The organism is Streptomyces olivaceoviridis (assembly GCF_014650115.1).
Taxonomy (GTDB): domain Bacteria; phylum Actinomycetota; class Actinomycetes; order Streptomycetales; family Streptomycetaceae; genus Streptomyces; species Streptomyces olivaceoviridis.
This window is the reverse complement of record NZ_BMUI01000104.1, coordinates 1-1,348: the sequence shown is the minus strand read 5'-3', so window position 1 is coordinate 1,348 and position 1,348 is coordinate 1. Positions and strand designations below refer to the sequence as shown.

General features: G+C 72.3%; 1 protein-coding gene and 2 pseudogenes. 1 reads left to right on the top strand and 2 read right to left on the bottom strand.

Annotated elements, in window-relative coordinates:
- Both IE273_RS43085 and IE273_RS43080 read right to left on the bottom strand, forming a co-directional pair.
- Nucleotides 1-314 (bottom strand): annotated as a pseudogene (locus tag IE273_RS43085) (hypothetical protein); the annotation flags it as partial.
- On the bottom strand, nucleotides 307-816 hold the full coding sequence (locus tag IE273_RS43080) for a SigE family RNA polymerase sigma factor (RefSeq protein ID WP_059266731.1): 510 nt from the start codon (nucleotides 814-816) through the stop codon (nucleotides 307-309). The gene IE273_RS43080 and the pseudogene IE273_RS43085, both read right to left, overlap by 8 nt.
- A 260-nt stretch (nucleotides 817-1,076) precedes the next feature.
- Between IE273_RS43080 and IE273_RS43075 the strand changes: the two are divergent.
- A pseudogene (locus tag IE273_RS43075) lies at nucleotides 1,077-1,348 on the top strand (hypothetical protein); the annotation flags it as partial.

The window sequence follows — 1,348 nt, the reverse complement described above, 5'->3', positions numbered from 1 at the left end:
ACGGCCCCGGCACCGATCGGGGACGTCCTCGTGCTGGTAACGGTGAACCCGGCCGGGGGGCGGGGGGAAGTTGACACGGAGGAGGCGTCCGTGGGGGCTGCTCCGTGCCGTGGGCCGGGTGAGTGCAGCACGGACGGGAGAGCCAGGCACAGGGCTGCAGCGGTGCAGGCCGCGGTCGCGCCCAGGGCGTGCCGGCGGTGGCGGCGCCGGTCGGCGCGTCGGCGGATCTCCGCGGCGGGCAGGGTCGGTGCCGGCATCTGCGTGCCGAGCAGCCGCAGCCGGTCGCCCAGGGTGTCGTGGAGGGGATCAGACATGGAGTCGTCCTTCCTCGCTGGTCGGGGGCTGGTCGCCGAGCCGGGCCGCCAGCGCGGTCCGCCCGCGGGCGAGGCGGCTCTTGACAGCACTGACGCTGGCGCCGGTCTCGGCCGCGACCTGCTCGATGGAAAGGTCGCACATGTGGTGCAGGACAATGGCGCTGCGCTGCGCCTCGGGCAGGTCGCGGAGCGCGATGACCAGCATCAAGTACTCCTCAGTGGGCGGCTCGACGGTGCGGGGTTCATGGTGGTGGCGTCCGGCCAGATGCAGACCCCGGGCCAGACGTCGCCAACGTGAGATGGCCAGCCGCCGGGCGGTGGTCCGGATCCAGGCTTCCGCGGCATCGTCGGGGTCGAACGTGCGCCTTCGGTCCCACGCGCGGATGAAGGCCTCCTGGACCACGTCCTGTGCTTCGGACCAGTCGCTGGTCATCGCGTAGAGCTGCCCGGTCAGGCGGGAGAAGGACGCTGCGTAGAACGCGTCGAACTCCTGTGGCGTCATCAACGGCTTCTCTCCTGGTGCTGTCGATCGGCTCGCATCACAGGCGGTTCGCCGGGAAGCACTCCTCGACCACGGCGGTGGAGCCGTGCCTCCCGGGCGGAGCCTCGCGCCGCTCAAGCCTGTACGCACGAGCGCCGTCCCCAGGTCGCGCCCACGTCCTGTGACATGGACCACGTGTCCGGGGTGCGACCGCACGCGCACCGAGGGGCGTACAGGGGTGCGGGCATCAACCGGACGCCCGCAGGAAAGGACACTGATTCATGCGTATCCGCCCGATCATGCTCATCGCGGCCACCGCCACAGCCATCGCGACGGCTGGGGGAGCGGCCAGCGCTGCGACCGGCACCCCCCAGCCCACCGCCACGGCTCACGGCAAGCCGTCCGGTGCGCCCGCCGCCAAGGTTCACGGCACCGGCTCGGCCGGCGCCTCGGTGGTCTCCGGTACCGGTGTCTCCGGGAACCGCGTGACCGCCACCCCGGCCGGGTTCACCGTTACCAGCACGAGGACGTCCCCGATCGGTGCCGGGGCCGT

Excerpts from the sequence above, each read along its gene's own strand:
- IE273_RS43080 (WP_059266731.1), bottom strand. The coding sequence starts at position 816 with ATGACGCCACAGGAGTTCGACGCGTTCTACGCAGCGTCCTTCTCCCGC.